This is a genomic window from Mesorhizobium sp. M7A.F.Ca.US.006.04.2.1, from assembly GCF_004022915.1.
Lineage (GTDB): Bacteria > Pseudomonadota > Alphaproteobacteria > Rhizobiales > Rhizobiaceae > Mesorhizobium > Mesorhizobium ciceri.
The window spans coordinates 1-633 of record NZ_RZQA01001545.1 but is presented as its reverse complement, the minus strand read 5'-3'; the positions used below and the strand labels follow the sequence as shown (position 1 = coordinate 633).

The 633-nt window shown below is 61.8% G+C and carries 1 protein-coding gene; it reads left to right on the top strand.

Annotated elements, in window-relative coordinates; all coding sequences use genetic code 11:
• Positions 1–392, top strand: a 392-nt coding sequence (locus EN925_RS38645) for an exodeoxyribonuclease III (RefSeq protein WP_206633219.1), incomplete at its 5' end; no start/stop codon positions are given.
• Positions 393–633 lie beyond the last annotated feature (241 nt).

Genomic DNA, 633 nt, shown 5'->3' with positions numbered 1-633 from the left:
GGGCCGAAGAACGGCTGAGACTTGAGGAGGCTCTGGTGCTCGCCGGCGACTACAACGTCATTCCCGAGCCGATCGACGCGCGGTTTCCGGAGAACTGGCTGGGCGACGCCCTGTTCCAGCCGCAGACGCGACAGGCCTTCCGTCGGCTGCTCAATCTTGGTTTCACCGAGGCGGTGCGCGCGGTCACCGACGCGCGCGACACCTATACGTTCTGGGACTATCAGGCCGGCGCCTGGCAGAAGAACAACGGCATCCGTATCGACCACCTGCTTTTGTCGCCGGAAGCCGCCAACCGATTCTCATCGGCCTCTATCGAAAAGCATGTGCGCGCTTGGGAAAAACCGTCCGACCATGTCCCGGTGGCGATCGATCTCGCGCTTCAGCCGGCTTGAGAGAACCTCGCCGGGCCCGTCTGCGCTGAACCCTCATATCGCCACATTTCGCGCCGTTCATTGCAGACCAGCATGGCGGCTGGGGTTCCATGAGCACACGATTTCATCTTTGTCCCATTGGCCTGGCATTTGCCATGGCCGTTCCTGGTACGGCATTTGCCGACCAGGAATGCCTGGCCAATGGAAAATCCTACCAGATCGGTCAGGTCGCCTGCCTGACGGTGGCCGAGCAGAGCCATCT